The following is a 17,425-nucleotide window of genomic DNA, read 5'->3' on the forward strand; positions in this document are numbered from 1 at the left end:
ACCTTCAAGAGCCTTACGGCCTCATCGAGAAATGCCCTGCACTTGCAGTGTCGACAAGTGTGACGGCCCGGTGGCTCGGCACTGAGTCGTCTTGTTTTTTTTGATGAGGAGCTGGCTATGAACCTGGCAGAACAACCCGAGGCCCTCGCACTGGCGAGTGCGCAAAATGCTCTCGACGCATCTCTTCAAGTGCGGCCCACACTGGTGTGCCTGTCGCATCTGCGCTGGGGATTTGTCTATCAACGGCCGCAGCACGTCATGTCGCGATTGGCCAAACACTACGACGTGGTGTTTTTCGAAGAGCCGGTATTTGCCGAAGACGCCACGCCCAGACTCGAGCTTTCGAATCCGGCGGCGGGAATAGAAGTGGCGGTGCCGCAATTGCCGATCGGCATGAGTGGCGAGGCGATCGAGCAGGCGCAGAGACAATTGCTCGATGAGCACCTCGCCGGACGCGTTCAGGGCGATCTTTTGCTGTGGTATTTCACGCCGATGAGCCTGCTGTTTACCGAGCACCTCGACGCTCGGGTCACCATCTACGACTGCATGGATGAACTGTCGGCGTTCATGGGCGCACCGGCGCGCTTGATCGACATGGAGCAGCAACTGCTCGCCCGGGCTGACGTGGTGTTTACCGGTGGCTTCAGTCTGTGGGAGGTCAAGCAGCGCCAGCACGGCAATGCCTATCCGGTACCGAGCAGCGTCGACATCGCGCATTTCGCGGCGGCGCGGCAGGCACTGCCGGAACCGCCCGATCAAGCATCCATAGCGCGGCCACGCCTGGGCTTCTTTGGTGTGATCGACGAACGCTTCGATATCGAATTGATTGACCGCGTGGCGGCAATGCGTCCCGACTGGCAGGTCGTGCTAATCGGTCCGGTGGTGAAGATCGATCCGCAGACGCTGCCGCAACGGCCGAACATTCATTATCTGGGCGGCAAGCAATATGCCGAGCTGCCGGACTACCTCGCTGGCTGGGACGTGGCACTGATGCCGTTCGCCCTCAACGCCTCCACGCGTTACATCAGCCCGACCAAGACTCCCGAATACCTCGCTGGCGGTTGCCCAGTGGTGTCGACGCCGATTCACGATGTGATCAGCGGCTACGGCCAGAGTGGTGCGGTGTTCATTGCCGACACCGCCGAGGCCTTCGTCGAGGTGATCGAAAAAGCTTTGCCACTCAAAGGCACCATCGAATTTTTGCAGCGCGCCGATGCCGCAATCGCCGGCATGTCGTGGGACAACACCAGCCGCTTCATGCAGGAGCAGATCGAATGCCTACGATAAGCCTTGAGCGCGCAAAGTCCGGCCAGGCCTACGACTATCTGATCGTCGGTGCGGGATTCGCCGGCAGTGTCATCGCCGAGCGACTGGCCGAAGGATTGGGCCGCCGGGTATTGCTGATCGACCGGCGCCCGCACATCGCCGGCAATGCCTACGATCACTACGACGCCGCCGGCGTGCTGGTGCATCGTTATGGCCCGCACATCTTTCACACCAATGCCCAGCGCATTGTCGATTACCTGTCGCGCTTCACCGAATGGCGACCTTACGAGCATCGAGTCCTCGCTCGGGTCGACGGTCAACTGGTGCCGATTCCAATCAATCTGACCACATTGAATAAGCTCTACGGCTTGTCGATGTCCTCCGCGGAAGCCGAGGTTTTCCTCGCCGAACGCGCCGAACCGGTGGCGACCATTCGCACGTCCGAAGACGTCGTGGTCAATCAGATCGGCCGTGAACTCTACGAGAAATTTTTCCGTGGCTACACGCGCAAGCAATGGGGGCTGGATCCTTCGCAGCTGGACAAATCGGTGACCTCGCGCATCCCCACGCGGACCAGCGAAGACGACCGCTATTTCGGTGACACCTTCCAGATCATGCCCTCGGGCGGCTACACGCAAATGTTCGAACGCATGCTCGATCACCCGAACATCGATCTGTTGCTCGGCACCGATTTCAAGGCTGTACGCGACGAGGTGCAGTACGCGCATCTGATCTACTGCGGCCCGATCGACGAATACTTCGATTTCCAGTTGGGCCGTTTGCCGTATCGGTCCTTGCGCTTCGAACACCAGACCCTCGAGCAGGAACACTATCAGCCAGTGGCGGTAGTGAATTATCCGCACCCGGATGTGCCGTATACGCGCATCACTGAATACAAACACCTGACCGGGCAAACGCACCCGTGCACCAGCATCACTTACGAATATCCGTGTGACGATGGCGACCCGTATTACCCGGTGCCGCGCGCAGAAAACGCTGAGCTGTACAAACGCTATCGCGCGCTCGCCGAGCAGATCCCGAACGTCACATTCCTTGGCCGACTGGGCACCTACAAGTATTACAACATGGATCAGGTGGTGGGCCAGGCGCTGGCCTTGTATCGGGATATCCAGGCCGCGCAGGCAGAAACCACGGCTGAAACCGAGGTCGATATTCCATGACCGCGCAGCCGAAAGGCGACGAGCCCGGCGCAGATGCTTCTTCGATCTTCAGCAGCTTCGTCATGGCCGGTTTCGAATGTTCCAGCCAGCGCCGCCAGGACGGTCGGCGCCTGGATCTGCTGGCCGACACCGGGCATGCGCGCTGGGTCGCCAAGGACTACCAGCGACTGAGCGGGTTGAACATTCGTTGCGCCCGCGACGGCTTGCGCTGGCACCTGATCGAGCGCAGCCCCGGGCGCTATGACTGGAGCAGTTTTATGCCGATGCTCAAAGCGGCGCAAGCGCAGCAAGTGCAGGTGGTCTGGGATCTGTGCCATTACGGCTACCCGGATGATCTGGATATCTGGCGCCCGGCGTTCGTCGAGCGCTTCGCCCGTTTCGCCGCTGCTGCAGCGAAGCTGATGATGGACGAAGGCGTAAGCGTGCCGTTCTACTCGCCGATCAACGAGATTTCCTTCTGGAGTTGGGCGGGAGGCGAGGTGGCGTACTTCAACCCGAACGCACGCGGGCGCGCGCAGGAACTCAAGCATCAACTGGTGCGGGCGAGCATTGCTGCGATCGAAGCGATTCGCGAACAGGCGCCGAATGCGCGATTCGTCCAGTGCGACCCGTTGATCCATGTAATCGCTGGCTCCAGGCGCAGCGACGATATCGAAGCGGCGGAAGCCTATCGATTGTCGCAATTCCAGGCGTGGGATCTGCTCACCGGCCGCGAATGGCCGGGTCTGGGTGGGCAGGAGCATTACCTGGATATCGTCGGCGCCAATTTCTATGCGCATAACCAGTGGTATTTCCACGGCCGACGGATCCTTCGCGGCGAGCGCGACTTCCGGCCGTTGTCGGGCATGCTCAAGGAACTGCACCAGCGTTATCAGCGGCCAGTGCTGATCGCTGAAACCGGTGCCGAAGATGAAGAACGCCTGCCGTGGCTGGCTTACATCGTCGAGCAGACGCTGCTGGCCCTTGAACGCGGTGTGCCGGTGCAGGGGATTTGCTGGTACCCGTTTCTCGATTATCCGGGCTGGGATAACGGCCGTTATTGCCCCACCGGTGTGTTTGGCTACCCAGATGGCGAGGGCGAGCGCGCGGCGTTTCATCCCCTGCACGTCGAGCTGGCGCAGGTGCCAGAACGGGTTGCCGAGTGTTTGCCCAGGGTCAATGGCCGGCGTGTTGAGGGGCAGGGGAGATGAACTTTCAGCGCAGGCGCGATGAACCGTTGCCGGCGTCAGCCGCCGCGTTTCTATGGCGCTACATAAGCATCCGCCCGGCGCACTTCATCGCCATGGTCGGCCTGGTGATCGGCGCGGCGTGCTGCGCGGTAGTAGTGCAATACGGCATGAAACTGCTGGTCGATGCCATGGCCGCCGGGTCGGCGGCGGAACAGGTCTGGCACGCGTTCGGCCTGTTCATGGCATTGATCGTGATGGAAAACCTGCTGTGGCGCCTCGGCGGTTGGGTCGGTTGCCACACCATCGTCGGCAGTTGTGCGGATCTGCGCGTCGACCTGTTCCATCATCTGACCGGCCACCCGATGCGTTATTTCCGGCGGCATTTCTCCGGTTCGCTGGCCAATCGCGTCTCGGCGATCGGTGCCGCTGCCGACAAAGTGTATGGCGGGCTGACCTGGCGTATCGTGCCGCCATGCGTGGATTTCATCGGTGCCGTGGCCTTGCTGTTGGCGGTGCACGGTGCGATGGCGCTGGCGTTGGTCGGTTGCGTGATCGTTGTCGCCGCGCTGATTACCCTATTCGGCGTGCGCGGCCGCAGCCGCCACATCGCTTTCGCTTCGCAGTCGGCGCGGGTCGGTGGCGAGATTGTCGATCTGGTTTCCAACGTATGGACGATCAAGGCTTTTTCCGGGCGTGAACGCGAGCGCCTGCGCCTGGAGCGCGAGATCGGCATCGAGGCCGATTCGCACCGCAGCAGCTGGATGTACATGGAAAAAGCCCGGGTACTGCACGACATCTGCCTGACCGTTATGGCCGGCGGCATGCTCGGCTGGGCGATTCTGCTCTGGCGAGCGGGACAGGTGACGGCGGGGGATGTGGTGATGGTCAGCGCATTGACCTTCCGCATCCTGCACGGATCGCGCGAGCTGGCGCTGGCATTGGTGGAAACCAGCCAGCAGATGGGCGTCATCAGCGAAACCCTGGGCATCGTCGCCCAGCCCCACGAGCTCAGCGACGCCTTGGAGGAACTGGCACCGACGCGCGGGCACATCAAAATGCTCGACGTCAGTTACGCCTACCCGGACGGGCGCAAAGTCTTCGAGCATTTCTTTCTCGATATTCCGGCCGGGCAAAGCGTCGGCATTGCCGGCACCTCGGGCTCGGGAAAATCGACCTTGCTCGGTTTGCTGCAACGTCTGGATGATGTGCGCAGCGGGGTGATCCTGATCGACGACCGCGACATCCGCTCCGTCAGCCAGGACAGCCTGCGCCGGCAGATCGCGGTAGTGCCGCAGGAGCCAACGCTGTTCAATCGCAGCATTCTGGAAAACATCGGCTACGGCCAACCGCACGCCACCGAGCAGCAGATCATCGATGCGGCGCACCAAGCGTTTTGCGACGAGTTCGTCCAGGCGCTGCCGCAGGGTTATCACACGCCGGTCGGTGAGCGCGGGGTGACCTTGTCCGGTGGGCAGCGCCAGCGTCTCGGGCTGGCGCGGGCATTTTTGAAGGACGCACCGATCCTGATTCTCGACGAGGCGACCTCGGCACTGGATTCCGATTCCGAAGCGATCATCCAGCGCGCACTGAGCAACCTGATGCGCGGCCGCACGGTACTCGCCGTGGCCCACCGCCTCTCGACCATCGCCAATTTTGATCGGGTGCTGGTGCTCGAGGACGGTGAGATCGTCCAGGACGGCACTCCCGAAGAACTGCGCGAAAGCCAAGGGCGATTCCGCACGCTGTGGCAGATGCAGGCGATGGTGCACAACCGTTGAAGGCGCTGCTATTGCGCTGAGCGCGTCCAGACCCTGACGTAATCAATGCGGAACACCGACGGCAGGTCAGCATCGTCGACCACGCCGAACCAGTCCCACATCGCTTCGCTGTCGAAGACGATTTGCATGGGGAAGTGCCAGTAGTTGTTCTTCGCCTCCCGGACCAGCACGCCGTCGACGTACCAGCGCAAGGTCTCGGGTTGCCAGTCAAAGCCGTAGACATGAAAGGTATTGGCCAGCCGCCACGGTGCAATCCAGGTACTGCCGGAACTCAGGTGTTGATCATTCTGCGGTCTGGCCCAGACATGCGCGTTCATGTTGTACCGATAGTCGAACGCTTCATTGCGGGTCTTGCCGCCGATTTCGAAGATGTCGATTTCCGTGGCGTTGTCCGGCAGCCCGGTCCACGCCAGCCAGAACGCACTGGAACCGGCAGAGTTCATCGGTTTCGCCCGGGCTTCGTAATAGCCGTACATCCCGCGCTCGTTGGTGCGCACCATGGCCGAGCTGTAATCCTTGTAGCCCAGCGCCACGTATTTTTCCGGGAGGGTCTGCTTGCGAAAAGTGATGTTCAGGTTGCCGCTGCCGACCTTGGCATTCTCCGGCAAAAACAGCGCCGGTTTGCGCCCGAGGGAATCAGTGCCGGTGGCGTTGTTGACGTGCCAGCGTTGGGCATCGAGCGCGCTGCCGTTGAATTCGTCGGACAGACGCGTATCGAGCTTCCAGCCGCCGGTATTGGCCTGATCCGACAACGGCAGGTCGGGGGTAACGTGAGTCGGGGTCGGGCCTAATGGGCCGACGCGGGTCCACGCATCGGCCTGTTGCGGAACGGTGACCGCCCATTTTTGCGCGAGGTAGTCGAACACGTTACGGCGTTCGTCCTGGTTGCTGAATGGGCGGTCATAAACCAGCACTTCGGCGATGTCGCCACGCAGGATCTCCGAGGTGCCAACCACATTGCGCGCCACCGCGAACGGGCCGATCGGCACGTCACTGGTTTCCAGCAACGCCAGCGCCGGTTCGTACGCGGTGGTTTGCTGCACGCTGATGCCGAAGTTCGGTGCGACGTTATCGTTATCCGCCAGTTGCGGCCGCGAGCTGAACAGTCGTTGCCAGGCCTTGCCGCCGGCCTGCTCCGGCAAGCGCCGCGAGACAACGAACACCGTCACCGGGCCTTTGCTCGTGCGGATCGCCTGGCCCATGAACGCCGCCGTGCCGCTGAAACGCACCACGCCGTGGCCGTTGAGGGCGTTATCGACCCGCGTCGGCAAAGTCGTCGCCGCGCGATTGTCGACGAACACGTCATTGCCCTTGCCGGATTTATCCAGCCAGCGCACGACCTGGTTTTGCCCTTCGAGGCTCATCGAGGCCGGATCATTGCCGTCCAGCCACAGCACCAGTCCGTCAGCCACCGGTTGGGGAATATTGGCGCTGGCGCCAGCGCTCAGCAGCAGCAAAACCAACAGCAAGCAACGTGATCTGTTCATGAGTCGTCCCTAACGTGGATTTGCCCCGGTTCAAGTGCCCACCGCCAGCAGCAGCGCCGGTTGCGGGCGGTAGCCCCATGGGTTGTGGGTCTGCCAGCGCCAGCTGTCGACGAGCATTTGCGTCAGTTCGCGTTGCGCCCGCCAGCCCAATTCGCGCCCGGCCTTGCTCGCGTCGGCGCGGCACTCGGCGATATCACCGGCGCGGCGCGGGGCGAAGCGGTAGGGAATGCGCAGGCCGCTGACATCTTCGAAGGCGCTGATGATCTGCAACACGCTGTAGCCGGTGCCAGTGCCGAGGTTCCATACGTGCAGGCCATGCTCAGTGCCTTGCAAAACCTGCAGTGCCTTGAGATGACCTTCGGCCAGATCCAGCACATGGACGTAATCGCGGATACAGGTGCCGTCGACCGTTGGATAGTCGTTGCCATAAACGGTCAACGCCGCGCGCTGGCCGCTGGCAACCTCGGTCAGGCACGGCAGCAGATTGTTCGGCCGACCGTTGGGCGCCTCGCCGATCAGCCCACTATCGTGCGCGCCGATCGGGTTGAAGTAGCGCAGCACTGCGATGCTCCAGCGCGAGTCGGCAAGGGCGAGGTCGCTGAGCAGTTCTTCGATCACCAGCTTCGAGCGCCCGTACGGATTGGCCGGTTTGCCGGTGCCGTGGTCTTCGATGATGGGCATGCGGGCGGGCTCGCCGTACACCGTCGCGGAGGAACTGAACACCAGATTGAACACGTGGGCGCGGGCCATCGCCTGACACAGGTTCAGCGTGCCGACCACATTGTTGGCGTAGTAATCCATGGGGCGGCGCACGCTTTGCGCAACCGCTTTGAGCCCGGCGAAGTGCAGCACTGCATCAATCGCGTAGGTGCTGAAAATCTCGTCCAGCAGTGCGGCGTCGCGTATATCGCCTTCGATGAAGTCGATGTGCGAATGACTCAACAGTTCCAGGCGTGCGATGGCCTCACGGCTGCTGTTGCACAGGTTGTCGAGGATCAGAACCGAGTGTCCAGACTCGATCAATTGCAGTGCCGTGTGCGAACCGATGTAGCCGGCACCGCCCGTGATCAACGTGGTTTTGCGCATGACGACGTGCTCCATTGCGAGGAAATCCGGCTCAGCGGGCGGTGAATACCAGCTTGAATTCTTGCGGCCAGCGCGGGTGCAGCAGGCTGTAGGCCAAGGCGTAGGTCAGCGTGCCGATGGCAATGTCGCCGGCCAGGTGCGCATAACCGGACAGGCCGGTCTGCCGCGACAGCCACATCACCACGACGACCATCACGAGAGATGCAAGCAGGCTGCGGTAACTGGACTGAAAGAAGCTGCGCCAGTCGTAACCGATCGCGGCGTGCAGGCCGCGTACCTGCAACGGCGTGATCAGCAGCATGCGCAGCAGCAATGCCAGCGCCGCCGCCATGCCGCCGTAGCTCGCCCCGAGCAGATACACCAGCGCCAGCGCGAGCAGGGTGGTGGCGACTTCGGCCTTGAGCGTCAAGTGCGTGCGATTGACCGCCACCAGCGCGGTGGTCGCGTACAGGGCCAGATTGCCCAGCGCTGCCGTGCAGGCGAGCACTTGCAGCAAGGGAATCGCGTCGGCCCATTTCGCGCCGAAGATCAGCAGGATGATGTCTTCGGCGATCAGGGCGATGCCGAAGAACAGCGGTGTCAGCACGAAACCGCTGATCGCCGTGGAATCACCTATCACGCCGATCAGGCGCGACGGTTCAGCGCTGCGCCGGGCGAACACCGGCAAGGCGTAACTCATCAAGCCGTTGTAGATCGCCGAGCGCGGCAGGTCGATGATGCGCATGGCCAGGTTGAACATGCCCACCGCATGGGCGCCAGCGGTGAGACCGAGAATCAGGTTGACGCCGCGTTGCAGGGTTTGCGAACTCATCACGTTGACGCAAACGGGGAGACCGGCGCGCAGCAGTTCGCCCAGCACTTGGCGGTCGATAAGAAAGGGAATGCGCCGACGCTCGCTGCGCATCAACACCAGCGTGGAAATACCGTCCATGATCAGCGCCTGCGCGACCACCGCCCACGGACCGAAACCCAACAGCGCCACGGCCACGCCGCCGACCCCGCCAGCGACTTTGCCGAGCAACGTGCGCGAGGCCAGCAACTTGAAATTGCCGCTGCGGCGCATCTGCGCCACATACACCCGCGCCATCAGGGTGAAAAGGATTTTCACCGAGGCCACGGCGGTCATCCAGCGCAGCGCGGTGGACGGCGTATACAGCACCACCGCCAGCGTAATCAACGCAATCGACAACAGACTGACCAGCACGGCAAACCAGAACACGCTGCTGATGTGTTTGTCCTCGACACGTTGCAGGCGCACCAGCGGGTCTTCCAGCATCGACGAAAACAGAATGCCGACCACTTCGACCACGGCGATGATCAGCGTGCCGATGCCCAGCTCCGTCGGCGTCAGCAGATGCGCGTAGACGACAAAGGTAATCATCGACAGAAAGATCAGGCCGAACTTCTCGGTGAAAATCCATATGAGGGTCATGAAGCGGCGGTTGGCCATGGCGCGATCCCGACATTCAGCGGCTGTTGCCGAGGCTTTTCAAGCAGGCATAGAGGTAGCGCAGGGTTGGTTTGCCCTGGAAGAAAAACAGCGTCTGCCACGAATGCCCGAGCATCTGCCGGAACACTTCGATGACCCGCCGATGATCGCCGCGCCGGGAAAACGCATTGAGAAATTCGGCGTGGTTGGCGAGGACGAAATAGATTCGCTGCTGTTTGTTCAGACGGGTGCCGTAGCGCGCCAGGTACAGCTGGATGAAACGCAGCTTGTGCGGGTAATACTTGTGCGGTTGCGCGGTGATGTTGGCGGCGTTGACGGCGCGCCAGTGCAGAATCTGCGGCACGCTGTGGATCTCGCTGATTTCGGCGATGCGCGTCCACAGCAGGCGATCCTCAGCAAAACGCAGGCTCTGATCGAAGCCGCCAATGGCGACGATGATCTCGCGCACGGCCAGCACGCCGGAGGTGCCGTTGATGATGTTTTCGCGCATGAAATCGGCAAAGTGCTCGCCGTGTTTGCAGCGATCTTCCAATTGACGTTTGCCATCACTGAATTCACTCATCTGAAAGCAATCGATCAAGCCGACTTTGCGTCCCTGTCGAGTCAACTCCGCGTGCAGCGCCAGTTGTTTTTGCAGTTTCTCAGGATGCCAGCGGTCATCGGCATCGAGGAAGGCGATAAAGGTTTCTTCGGCACTGAACACGCCGCGATTGCGCGCACTGGCCGGGCCTTGATTGGGCTGCTGCAACAGCACGATGGGGAAGGGCGCGGCGTAGTGCTTGACGATCTCTGGCCCGGCATCACTGGAACCGTCATCGACGACGATGACTTTGTCCGGCAGGCGGGTCTGCGCGCACACCGAGTCCAGTGTGCGTTGAATGCTGGCGGCGGCGTTGTACAGCGGAATCACCACGCACACGGTGACGGCTGACGGATCATTCAGCATGGGCGTTGCTCCCGGAAAGTGGCGCGCATCGGCCGAGCCTTGGCGCCTGGCAACGGCTGCGTGCGCGCAACGAGGTGATGACGGAAGGTCAGGCTGAGCACGCAGAAAATCAGGAACTCGCCCGAGCGATAGTTGGGGATCACGTAGGCGACGTAATTGGTAACGACGAACAGGCCGATGATTACCAGCGCACAGGCCTGATAGCGCGCCGACTGGTCGGCGGTGATTGCCCGGTAGCGCTTGCTCAGGGTCTGGGCAAACATCAGCAGCAGGGCGATCAACTGAATCAAGCCGCCATTGAGCAGGGTTTCGACGTAGCCACTGTGGGCATTGCCGATGTAGCCCCAGCGGGTAATGAACGCATCGGCATCGGCACTCGCCCAGAACGCACCGAAGCCGTAGCCCTTGAGGAACTGGTCATCGATCAGCGGCTGGAGCAGTTCCCAGATCAGCGTGCGGTCGGTAAGCGACGGGTCACGGCCCACCAGTTCCAGCAGCATCGCGTAGTTGGCATAGAGCACACCACACAGAAGGAAGAACACCAGCGTCGCCGCCGTGAAAGCCAACAGTGAACGGTTGATGCGCAAGCGGATCAGCGTGATGAAGTAGGCGTAACTGGCAGTGCCGGCGACGATCAGCGCAATCGCCGTGGCCGACTGCGCCAGGCCAACGGCAATCAGCGCGAACAATCCGTAGAGCATGGCCATCGGGTTGCGCTGACGGATCATCGGCAGCAGCAACAGAATCGCAATAGCGTTCAGGCGTGCACCGGCATTCTTTTCTGCGAACACCCCGCGAAACGCACCGTCACGGATGCCGCCGGAAATAAAGGCAATATCCGGGCGAATCAAAGCGAAGATCAAGCCGACCAAAGCCGCCGCGCCGATCACGCAGCCGAACAGAAACGCGATCCGTTCGATGCTGTAGCGCCAGGCGATGAAACCGGCAAAGAACAATACGCTGAGCAGCGCAACGAAACGCTTGAAGCTGAGCATCGGCTCGCTCGACCAACTGATCGACGCCGCCACGCAGCCCAGGAACAACAGCAAAAACAGATTCTGACGGTAGAAGCTCTTGCTGAGAAAAACCTTGTGGCGGATGAAAAAGAACAGCGGCACCAGCAAGGTCAGCAAGCCGCAGACCTGATTGGCCAGATTGCCTTCCAGATCCTGCTGGGCATCGTCCAGGGTGCTGACATTACCCAGGCGCAGAAAGAAGCCGATCACTTGCGTATAGAACAGCACGCCAAACAAGGTGAAGGCGTCGGCCAGCGTCGAATAACGCACTTGCAGGCGGTTCATCTCAGCGCCTCCCGAGTAACGCCTTGAGGTAGGTCTGCACCGCGCGAGCGTTGACAAAGCGCGCGGCGGCCTCGATACGGCGCTGGCGATGCACGGCTCGCGGCGTGGCCATTTGTGCACTGATCGCGGCGGCGAGGGCGGCCGGATCGTCAACCTCGACCAAGGGCGCCACGGCGCCATCGGCGAGAATTTCCTGCGGGCCATACGGGCAGCGGGTCGCTACCACCGGCGTGCCGGTCGACAGCGCTTCGACCAAAGCGTTGGGGCTGCCTTCGAAGCGTGACGACAAGACAAAACAATCTGCCCGGGCAATCTCGGCGATAGGGTCACTGGCGTAACCCGGTAGATCGCAACGCTCCGCGACGCCAAGCGCCGCCGCTTGGGCGAGCAGTTCAGCGCGCAATGCGCCTTCGCCGAAAATGATCAGGCGCGCATCGCGTTGCGGCAGGCGGGCGAAGGCGTCGATCAAAGTGTCGAAGCCTTTTTGCTGCGCTAGCCGACCCACGGCGACGATCACCGGGGTGGTTTTGTTCTTCAGCCAGGGATGGCTGGGCGCGGCGGCAGGCTTGTCGCGAAAATCGTTGTCGAGCACCGGGTTGTCAGCGGTGGTCACATCGCGAGGGCGGGCGATGGTGGTGTCGACCAGATCCTCGGCGACGCCTTGCGACACGCAGATCACCGGGTTGGGAATCAGCCGGTACAGCCATGGCGCGAGCCAGTAAGCGAGCTTCACAGACAGGGCCGGGTTGACGTGCTTGTCCCGCGAAAAGGCATTGCGCTCGCTGACATGCAGCCGCGCCAAGGTACCGGACAGCGCGGCGGCGGCAATCGCGACGACGTTGACGTGAGTGAGCACCGCCAGTTGCGCGTCGTAGCGGTTGCTGCGCAAAAAGCGCATCAGCGCCGGCACGGCGGCGGCGCTGCGCGGGCTGTCGAGCAACACTTGCCTGACCCGAGGATCGAGCGCCGGTTGATTGATGCCGGCACCGGTGAGCATCAGCAATGTCACTTCATTACCGGCCTCGACCAAGGCACCGGCGAGGCGCACCATCATTTTCTCCGCGCCACCGGCGCCGAGGTCCTGGAGGATGATCAGCAGCTTTTTCATCGGTTCCACACCTGGTAATAAGCCTGCGCGGCGTACTGGCTGGTATAGGGCTGGATCGCTTCGCTGACTGAGCGTCGCGGCGGTGGCGCGGATTCGCGGCTGGCCAGGCTGTCGAGCAGCGCCTCGGCCAACGCCTGCGCATCATTAACGTTGACCAGGCGCCCGAGGCGTCCGTCGTCGAGCAACTCGCGCGGCCCGCTGCCGCAATCGGTGGAAATCACCGGCGTGCCCAGCGCCAGCGCCTCGACCAGTACCGTCGGCAAGCCTTCGTGCAATGAGCTGAGCACCAACAGCTGCGCATGGCGGATCAGCGGATAGGGATTGCGCAGATGCCCGGTGAAATGCACCAAGCGTTCGATGCCCAGCCGTTGTGCCTGCGCTTCAAGCTGCGCGCGCAAAGGGCCGTCGCCGGCAATTACCAGATAGGGCAGCGTGCGTTGTTGCGCCGCCAGCGCGTACGCCTCGAGCAGCAAATCGAAGCCTTTGGTTTCCACCAGCCGGCCGACCCCCAGCCAGTAATGATGGGGCACGCCACCGGGCAGCGGCGCTTGTGCCGCGCGCAGTAGTTGCTCGGTGATGACCGCGTTCGGGCAATAACGGATGCGCGGTTGGCCCCAAGGCATCAACCCGGCAAGCGACTGGCGCAATCCCTGGGACACCGCGACCACCTTGCCGCTGCCGCACAGATACAGCGCGTACAACAGCCGCAGGCTGGCGCGCCCGGTGTTCTGCTCGGCACAATCCAGCGCGGCATGGCGGGTGTAGATGACTTTGCAGGCACTGCCCAGGGTGGCGAACCAGGTGCAGAGGTTGGCCTGCTCCTTGGCGCCAATCAGATGCGTCACTCCCTCACGGCGAATCAGCCGGCGCAGCAGCACGATCGACTTCAGCCAGCCAGCGAGGCCGCCACCGCCACCGGCCATGCTCGGCGCGCCGTCGACGTTGGGCGAGTCGCCGTTCATGACGAAAAAACTCACCCGCCGACCGTCCGCCAGAAACTGTTCGGCGAGGCGTTGCTGCACGCACTCGACGCCGCCGCCAGTCTGGTAATCCTTGAGCGTGAACAGAATATGCATCGGCACAATCCTCATGGGGCAGTGACATTGATTGCCACTTGCTGGCGCAGAATCAGTTCGGTCAGGCGCAGGGCATTGCTCGGGTAGTCGAGCAGGTAACGCTTGATCGTGTGCGGCTCGCGATACATGCGGTAAAAGGCGCGCAGGTGCAGGCGATTGATCGCGTCGGGGTAGTAACGCTCGCTGGCATTGGCCTCCTGACGAATGAAACCGCCGCAGGTGAACGCCACGCCGCTGAAACCACCGCGCAGTGCTTCGAGGATAAAGCGCTCTTGCAGACCGGCGCCAAGGCCGACCAGTAGCAGATTGGTCCGCTGCCGGCAGATGTCAGCTTGGATTGCCGCACCTTGTTCGGCGTCGAAGTAACCGTTGCGCGCGCCGACCAATTGCAGGCGCGGGTACTGCGTGCCGAGCTTGTCGACGAAACGATCAAGCTCCGCCTGCTGCGCGCCGACCACATACACGCGCTTGCCGCGCTGCTCGGACTCGCGCAGCACCGGGTCGGCAATCGAGGTGAAATCGAAACTGACCCGCTGCACCGCGCGCCCGGTGATGCGCGACATGAAACCGGACATCAGCATGCCGTCGCAGAAATACGCCAGCGACGACGGCGGCTGGCGGATGAAACTGCCGATCGAGGCGAAGTTGAGAAAGGAAAACGCCCGGTTGGATTCCAGCAGGGCCGGCGAATAACGGTCGAGCAGCTCGAGGCGGATCATGATGCAAGATCCTGTGCTTCGGCGGCGCAGGTCGGCCGACCAACGCTGATGTAGGTGAAGCCGCGTGCGCTGAGGCGTTGCGGATCGAACAGATTGCGGCCATCGAAGATCAGCGGATTTTTCAACTGGCGGGCGAGCAGTTCGAAGTCTGGTGCGCGAAACGATTGCCACTCGGTGACGATCACCAGCGCGTCGGCATTTTTCAGCGCCGCCTCTTTGGTCCCCGCCAGCGTGAGGTCATCGCGTGGGCCGTAAAGCTGCTGGGCCTGCTCCATGGCTTTCGGGTCGAATGCCTGCACATTGGCGCCGGCACGCCACAACGCCTCCATCAAGACGCGGCTGGGGGCTTCGCGCATGTCGTCGGTGTTGGGCTTGAAGCTCAGGCCCCACAGCGCGAAGGTTTTGCCTTCCAGCGCGCCGTTGAAGTGCTCGGCGATCTTGTGGAACAGCGTGCTTTTCTGCTCGTTGTTGCGTGATTCCACCGCGCGGAGCAGGCGCGCATCGATGTCGACGCCGTGGGCGGCATGGATCAACGCCCGCACATCCTTGGGAAAACACGAACCGCCGTAACCGATGCCGGGATAAATGAACTGGTAGCCGATGCGCGGATCCGAGCCGATGCCATGGCGAACCATTTCGATGTCGGCGCCAAGCTTTTCGGCGAGCCCGGCCATTTCGTTCATGAAACTGATCTTCGTCGCGAGCATGCAGTTGGCCGCGTACTTGGTCAGCTCCGCGCTGCGCACATCCATGACGATGATTTTTTCGCGGTTGCGATTGAACGGTTCGTACAGCTCGCGCATCAGCGCTTCGGCACGCGGGCTGTCGGTGCCGATGATGATCCGGTCGGGGCGCATGCAGTCGTCGACCGCGCAACCTTCCTTGAGAAATTCCGGGTTGGAAACCACGTCGAAGGTCAGCGCAGCGCGGCCGGTTTCGCCGAGGATGGCGCTGATGCATTCGCGCACCCGGTCCGCAGTGCCCACCGGCACCGTGGATTTGTCGACGATGATCTGCTCGCCGCGCAGGTGCTCGCCGATGGTGCGGGCGACGCTGAGCACATGTTTGAGATCCGCCGAGCCATCCTCGTCCGGCGGCGTGCCGACCGCGATCAGCAACACATCGCCATGCCTTACGGCGGCGGCCAGATCGCTGCCGAATTGCAGGCGGCCGCTGTGATGATTGTCCCGCACCAGGCTTTTCAGCCCGGGTTCGTAGATGGGCAGAGTGCCGTCGTTCAAGGCCTGCACCTTGGCCGCGTCGACATCCACACACAGCACGTTGTGGCCAACCTCGGCCAGCGCGGCGCCCTGGACCAGTCCGACATAACCGATACCGAATACACTCACATTCATGGGAAAACCTCATGCGTGGCGGGGTGGGCCAGAGCGCTGGCCGCTGTCAGTAGATGTTTTTCGAAAACAGGGTGAAGGGCGTCTTCAGCAGGATCTTGATGTCCAGCCACAGCGACCATTGATTGATGTAATTGAGATCTTGAGCGACCCGGCGCTGCATCTTTTCCACGGTCTCGGTTTCGCCGCGATGCCCGGTGATCTGTGCCAGCCCGGTGATGCCAGGCTTGAGCCGATGCCGCGCCATGTAGGCGCGCACCTTGCCGGTGTAATAGATGTTGTGGGTCACCGCGTGGGGGCGCGGGCCGACCAGCGCCATGTGGCCGAACAGCACGTTGAACAGTTGCGGCAGCTCATCGATGGAGCTGCGCCGCAGAAAGCGTCCCAGTGGGGTGACGCGGTCGTCGTCGCGGGTGGCCTGGCGCACTTGCTGATCGTCGTGCACGCGCATCGAGCGAAACTTCCACACGCGGATCACTTCGCCGTCGCAGCCATGGCGGTTCTGCTTGAACAGCACCGGCCCCGGCGACGTCAGCTTGATCGCGATGGCCACGCCGAGCAGCAGCGGGCTGAGCAGAATCAGCGCCACCGCAGCGACGCTGCGTTCGAACAGGTCCTTGCAGAACAGGCTGCCGGGGTGCGAAGTGAGCAGGCTTTCGTTGAGATAGATCGCCGGCATCCGCTCGATCTCGGAGATCGAATGATTGAGCAGGACCATGCTGCCCAGATCCGGAATCCACACCACGTCGACGTTCATGTCGAGGAGGTTGATGTACAGCGCTTCGATGGTCGCTGCCTCGGCCATCGGCAGCACGATGTACACGCGCCGCGCCTGCAAGCGGGTGATGATTTCGCGAATGTCCTCGACCTCGCCGAGCAGCGGCAGGATGCTCGGCGCCGGGCCGCTGTTGGCTTTCGCCGCGACAAAACCGAGCAGCAGCGCACGATCCGGGTCGAGCAGTTTGCGCGCCAGCTCATGGGCAGTCGGGCAGGTGCCGATGATCACCGCTCGACGCTCGTTGCAGATCATCTTGGTATACATGCGCACGAACAGATGCAGCGGCAGAAACGTCGCCGCCTGGGCGAGAAAACCCACCACGGCCCAGACAATCACCACCTGCCGGGAGAACAACGCGCTGGTCTGGGTGACAAAGGCGATGCTCATCAGCAGCCCGAGCAGAATCAGCCAGCCGGCGAGCAAACGTCCGAGCCCGACCAGCAGACCATGGCGCTTGTGGTAGACCTGCACCAGGCCGTAGACCGGCATCGAGCCAAGCACGGTGAGGATGATCAGCAGCCGATATTCACTGGGCAAATCGCCGATGCGCCATTGCACCAGCACAATCAGCAACAGGTTGACCAGGGTCATTGCGCACAGCCAGTGCACCCAGAAGGTGAGGCCGCGACGGTGTGCCATTTGCGCGGAATATTGCGAGGTCATCGGCGCGATCTCCGATTCGTCGAACAGGGAAGGATTTGCTGTTGCCGGGCGGCACGGCCCGAAGG

Annotated in this window: 14 protein-coding genes; 4 read left to right on the forward strand and 10 right to left on the reverse strand. The window is 62.2% G+C overall.

Going from position 1 to position 17,425, the window contains the following annotated elements; translation table 11 throughout:
- Positions 1–117: 117 nt before the first annotated feature.
- Genes PS14A_RS11595 through PS14A_RS11610 form a run of 4 tightly spaced genes read left to right on the forward strand, consistent with a single transcriptional unit; the run spans position 118 to position 5,394 of the window.
- Positions 118–1,287, forward strand: coding sequence for a glycosyltransferase family 1 protein (locus PS14A_RS11595; RefSeq protein WP_212616218.1), 1,170 nt, complete (start codon positions 118–120; stop codon positions 1,285–1,287).
- Positions 1,275–2,447 carry a UDP-galactopyranose mutase gene (gene glf / locus PS14A_RS11600; protein WP_212616219.1) on the forward strand — a complete coding sequence of 391 codons (1,173 nt, stop codon included), beginning with the start codon at positions 1,275–1,277 and terminating at the stop codon, positions 2,445–2,447. Before PS14A_RS11595 ends, glf begins: the two co-directional genes overlap by 13 nt.
- Complete coding sequence (locus PS14A_RS11605; protein WP_212616220.1) at positions 2,444–3,637, forward strand: beta-glucosidase; 1,194 nt, start codon at positions 2,444–2,446, stop codon at positions 3,635–3,637. Before glf ends, PS14A_RS11605 begins: the two co-directional genes overlap by 4 nt.
- Positions 3,634–5,394, forward strand: coding sequence for an ABC transporter ATP-binding protein (locus PS14A_RS11610; RefSeq protein WP_212616221.1), 1,761 nt, complete (start codon positions 3,634–3,636; stop codon positions 5,392–5,394). Before PS14A_RS11605 ends, PS14A_RS11610 begins: the two co-directional genes overlap by 4 nt.
- 8 nt (positions 5,395–5,402) lie before the next feature.
- Here the strand turns inward: PS14A_RS11610 and PS14A_RS11615 are convergent, their stop codons facing one another.
- Genes PS14A_RS11615 through PS14A_RS11660 form a run of 10 tightly spaced genes read right to left on the reverse strand, consistent with a single transcriptional unit; the run spans position 5,403 to position 17,360 of the window.
- Complete coding sequence (locus PS14A_RS11615; protein ID WP_212616222.1) at positions 5,403–6,881, reverse strand: family 16 glycosylhydrolase; 1,479 nt, start codon at positions 6,879–6,881, stop codon at positions 5,403–5,405.
- 30 nt (positions 6,882–6,911) lie between these two features.
- Positions 6,912–7,967, reverse strand: coding sequence for a UDP-glucose 4-epimerase GalE (galE, locus tag PS14A_RS11620; protein ID WP_212616223.1), 1,056 nt, complete (start codon positions 7,965–7,967; stop codon positions 6,912–6,914).
- Positions 7,968–7,998: 31 nt separating this feature from the next.
- Positions 7,999–9,417: an oligosaccharide flippase family protein gene (locus PS14A_RS11625; protein WP_212616224.1), complete on the reverse strand. Its 1,419-nt coding sequence runs from the start codon at positions 9,415–9,417 to the stop codon at positions 7,999–8,001.
- A gap of 16 nt (positions 9,418–9,433) precedes the next feature.
- Entirely contained in the window at positions 9,434–10,363 is a 930-nt protein-coding gene (locus PS14A_RS11630) for a glycosyltransferase family 2 protein (protein WP_212616225.1), read from the reverse strand.
- Positions 10,357–11,664: an O-antigen ligase family protein gene (locus PS14A_RS11635; RefSeq protein WP_212616226.1), complete on the reverse strand. Its 1,308-nt coding sequence runs from the start codon at positions 11,662–11,664 to the stop codon at positions 10,357–10,359. The genes PS14A_RS11630 and PS14A_RS11635 overlap by 7 nt, the downstream gene beginning before the upstream one ends.
- 1 nt (position 11,665) lies before the next feature.
- The gene (locus PS14A_RS11640) at positions 11,666–12,772 is read right to left on the reverse strand and encodes a glycosyltransferase (RefSeq protein ID WP_212616227.1); all 1,107 of its coding nucleotides are present in this window, start codon (positions 12,770–12,772) and stop codon (positions 11,666–11,668) included.
- Positions 12,769–13,848: a glycosyltransferase gene (locus PS14A_RS11645; RefSeq protein ID WP_212616228.1), complete on the reverse strand. Its 1,080-nt coding sequence runs from the start codon at positions 13,846–13,848 to the stop codon at positions 12,769–12,771. The genes PS14A_RS11640 and PS14A_RS11645 overlap by 4 nt, the downstream gene beginning before the upstream one ends.
- Before the next feature lie 11 nt (positions 13,849–13,859).
- Positions 13,860–14,567, reverse strand: coding sequence for a WecB/TagA/CpsF family glycosyltransferase (locus PS14A_RS11650; protein WP_137213482.1), 708 nt, complete (start codon positions 14,565–14,567; stop codon positions 13,860–13,862).
- The gene (locus PS14A_RS11655; protein WP_212616229.1) at positions 14,564–15,922 is read right to left on the reverse strand and encodes a UDP-glucose/GDP-mannose dehydrogenase family protein; all 1,359 of its coding nucleotides are present in this window, start codon (positions 15,920–15,922) and stop codon (positions 14,564–14,566) included. The genes PS14A_RS11650 and PS14A_RS11655 overlap by 4 nt, the downstream gene beginning before the upstream one ends.
- Positions 15,923–15,968: 46 nt before the next feature.
- Positions 15,969–17,360: an undecaprenyl-phosphate glucose phosphotransferase gene (locus PS14A_RS11660; protein ID WP_212616230.1), complete on the reverse strand. Its 1,392-nt coding sequence runs from the start codon at positions 17,358–17,360 to the stop codon at positions 15,969–15,971.
- Positions 17,361–17,425: the final 65 nt, after the last annotated feature.

Source organism: Pseudomonas sp. 14A (assembly GCF_018132745.1).
Lineage (GTDB): Bacteria > Pseudomonadota > Gammaproteobacteria > Pseudomonadales > Pseudomonadaceae > Aquipseudomonas > Aquipseudomonas mercuritolerans.

Excerpts from the sequence above, each read along its gene's own strand:
- PS14A_RS11595 (WP_212616218.1), top strand. The coding sequence starts at position 118 with ATGAACCTGGCAGAACAACCCGAGGCCCTCGCACTGGCGAGTGCGCAA.
- glf (WP_212616219.1), top strand. The coding sequence starts at position 1,275 with ATGCCTACGATAAGCCTTGAGCGCGCAAAGTCCGGCCAGGCCTACGAC.
- PS14A_RS11605 (WP_212616220.1), top strand. The coding sequence starts at position 2,444 with ATGACCGCGCAGCCGAAAGGCGACGAGCCCGGCGCAGATGCTTCTTCG.
- PS14A_RS11610 (WP_212616221.1), top strand. The coding sequence starts at position 3,634 with ATGAACTTTCAGCGCAGGCGCGATGAACCGTTGCCGGCGTCAGCCGCC.
- PS14A_RS11615 (WP_212616222.1), bottom strand. The coding sequence starts at position 6,881 with ATGAACAGATCACGTTGCTTGCTGTTGGTTTTGCTGCTGCTGAGCGCT.
- galE (WP_212616223.1), bottom strand. The coding sequence starts at position 7,967 with ATGCGCAAAACCACGTTGATCACGGGCGGTGCCGGCTACATCGGTTCG.
- PS14A_RS11625 (WP_212616224.1), bottom strand. The coding sequence starts at position 9,417 with ATGGCCAACCGCCGCTTCATGACCCTCATATGGATTTTCACCGAGAAG.
- PS14A_RS11630 (WP_212616225.1), bottom strand. The coding sequence starts at position 10,363 with ATGCTGAATGATCCGTCAGCCGTCACCGTGTGCGTGGTGATTCCGCTG.
- PS14A_RS11635 (WP_212616226.1), bottom strand. The coding sequence starts at position 11,664 with ATGAACCGCCTGCAAGTGCGTTATTCGACGCTGGCCGACGCCTTCACC.
- PS14A_RS11640 (WP_212616227.1), bottom strand. The coding sequence starts at position 12,772 with ATGAAAAAGCTGCTGATCATCCTCCAGGACCTCGGCGCCGGTGGCGCG.
- PS14A_RS11645 (WP_212616228.1), bottom strand. The coding sequence starts at position 13,848 with ATGCATATTCTGTTCACGCTCAAGGATTACCAGACTGGCGGCGGCGTC.
- PS14A_RS11650 (WP_137213482.1), bottom strand. The coding sequence starts at position 14,567 with ATGATCCGCCTCGAGCTGCTCGACCGTTATTCGCCGGCCCTGCTGGAA.
- PS14A_RS11655 (WP_212616229.1), bottom strand. The coding sequence starts at position 15,922 with ATGAATGTGAGTGTATTCGGTATCGGTTATGTCGGACTGGTCCAGGGC.
- PS14A_RS11660 (WP_212616230.1), bottom strand. The coding sequence starts at position 17,360 with ATGACCTCGCAATATTCCGCGCAAATGGCACACCGTCGCGGCCTCACC.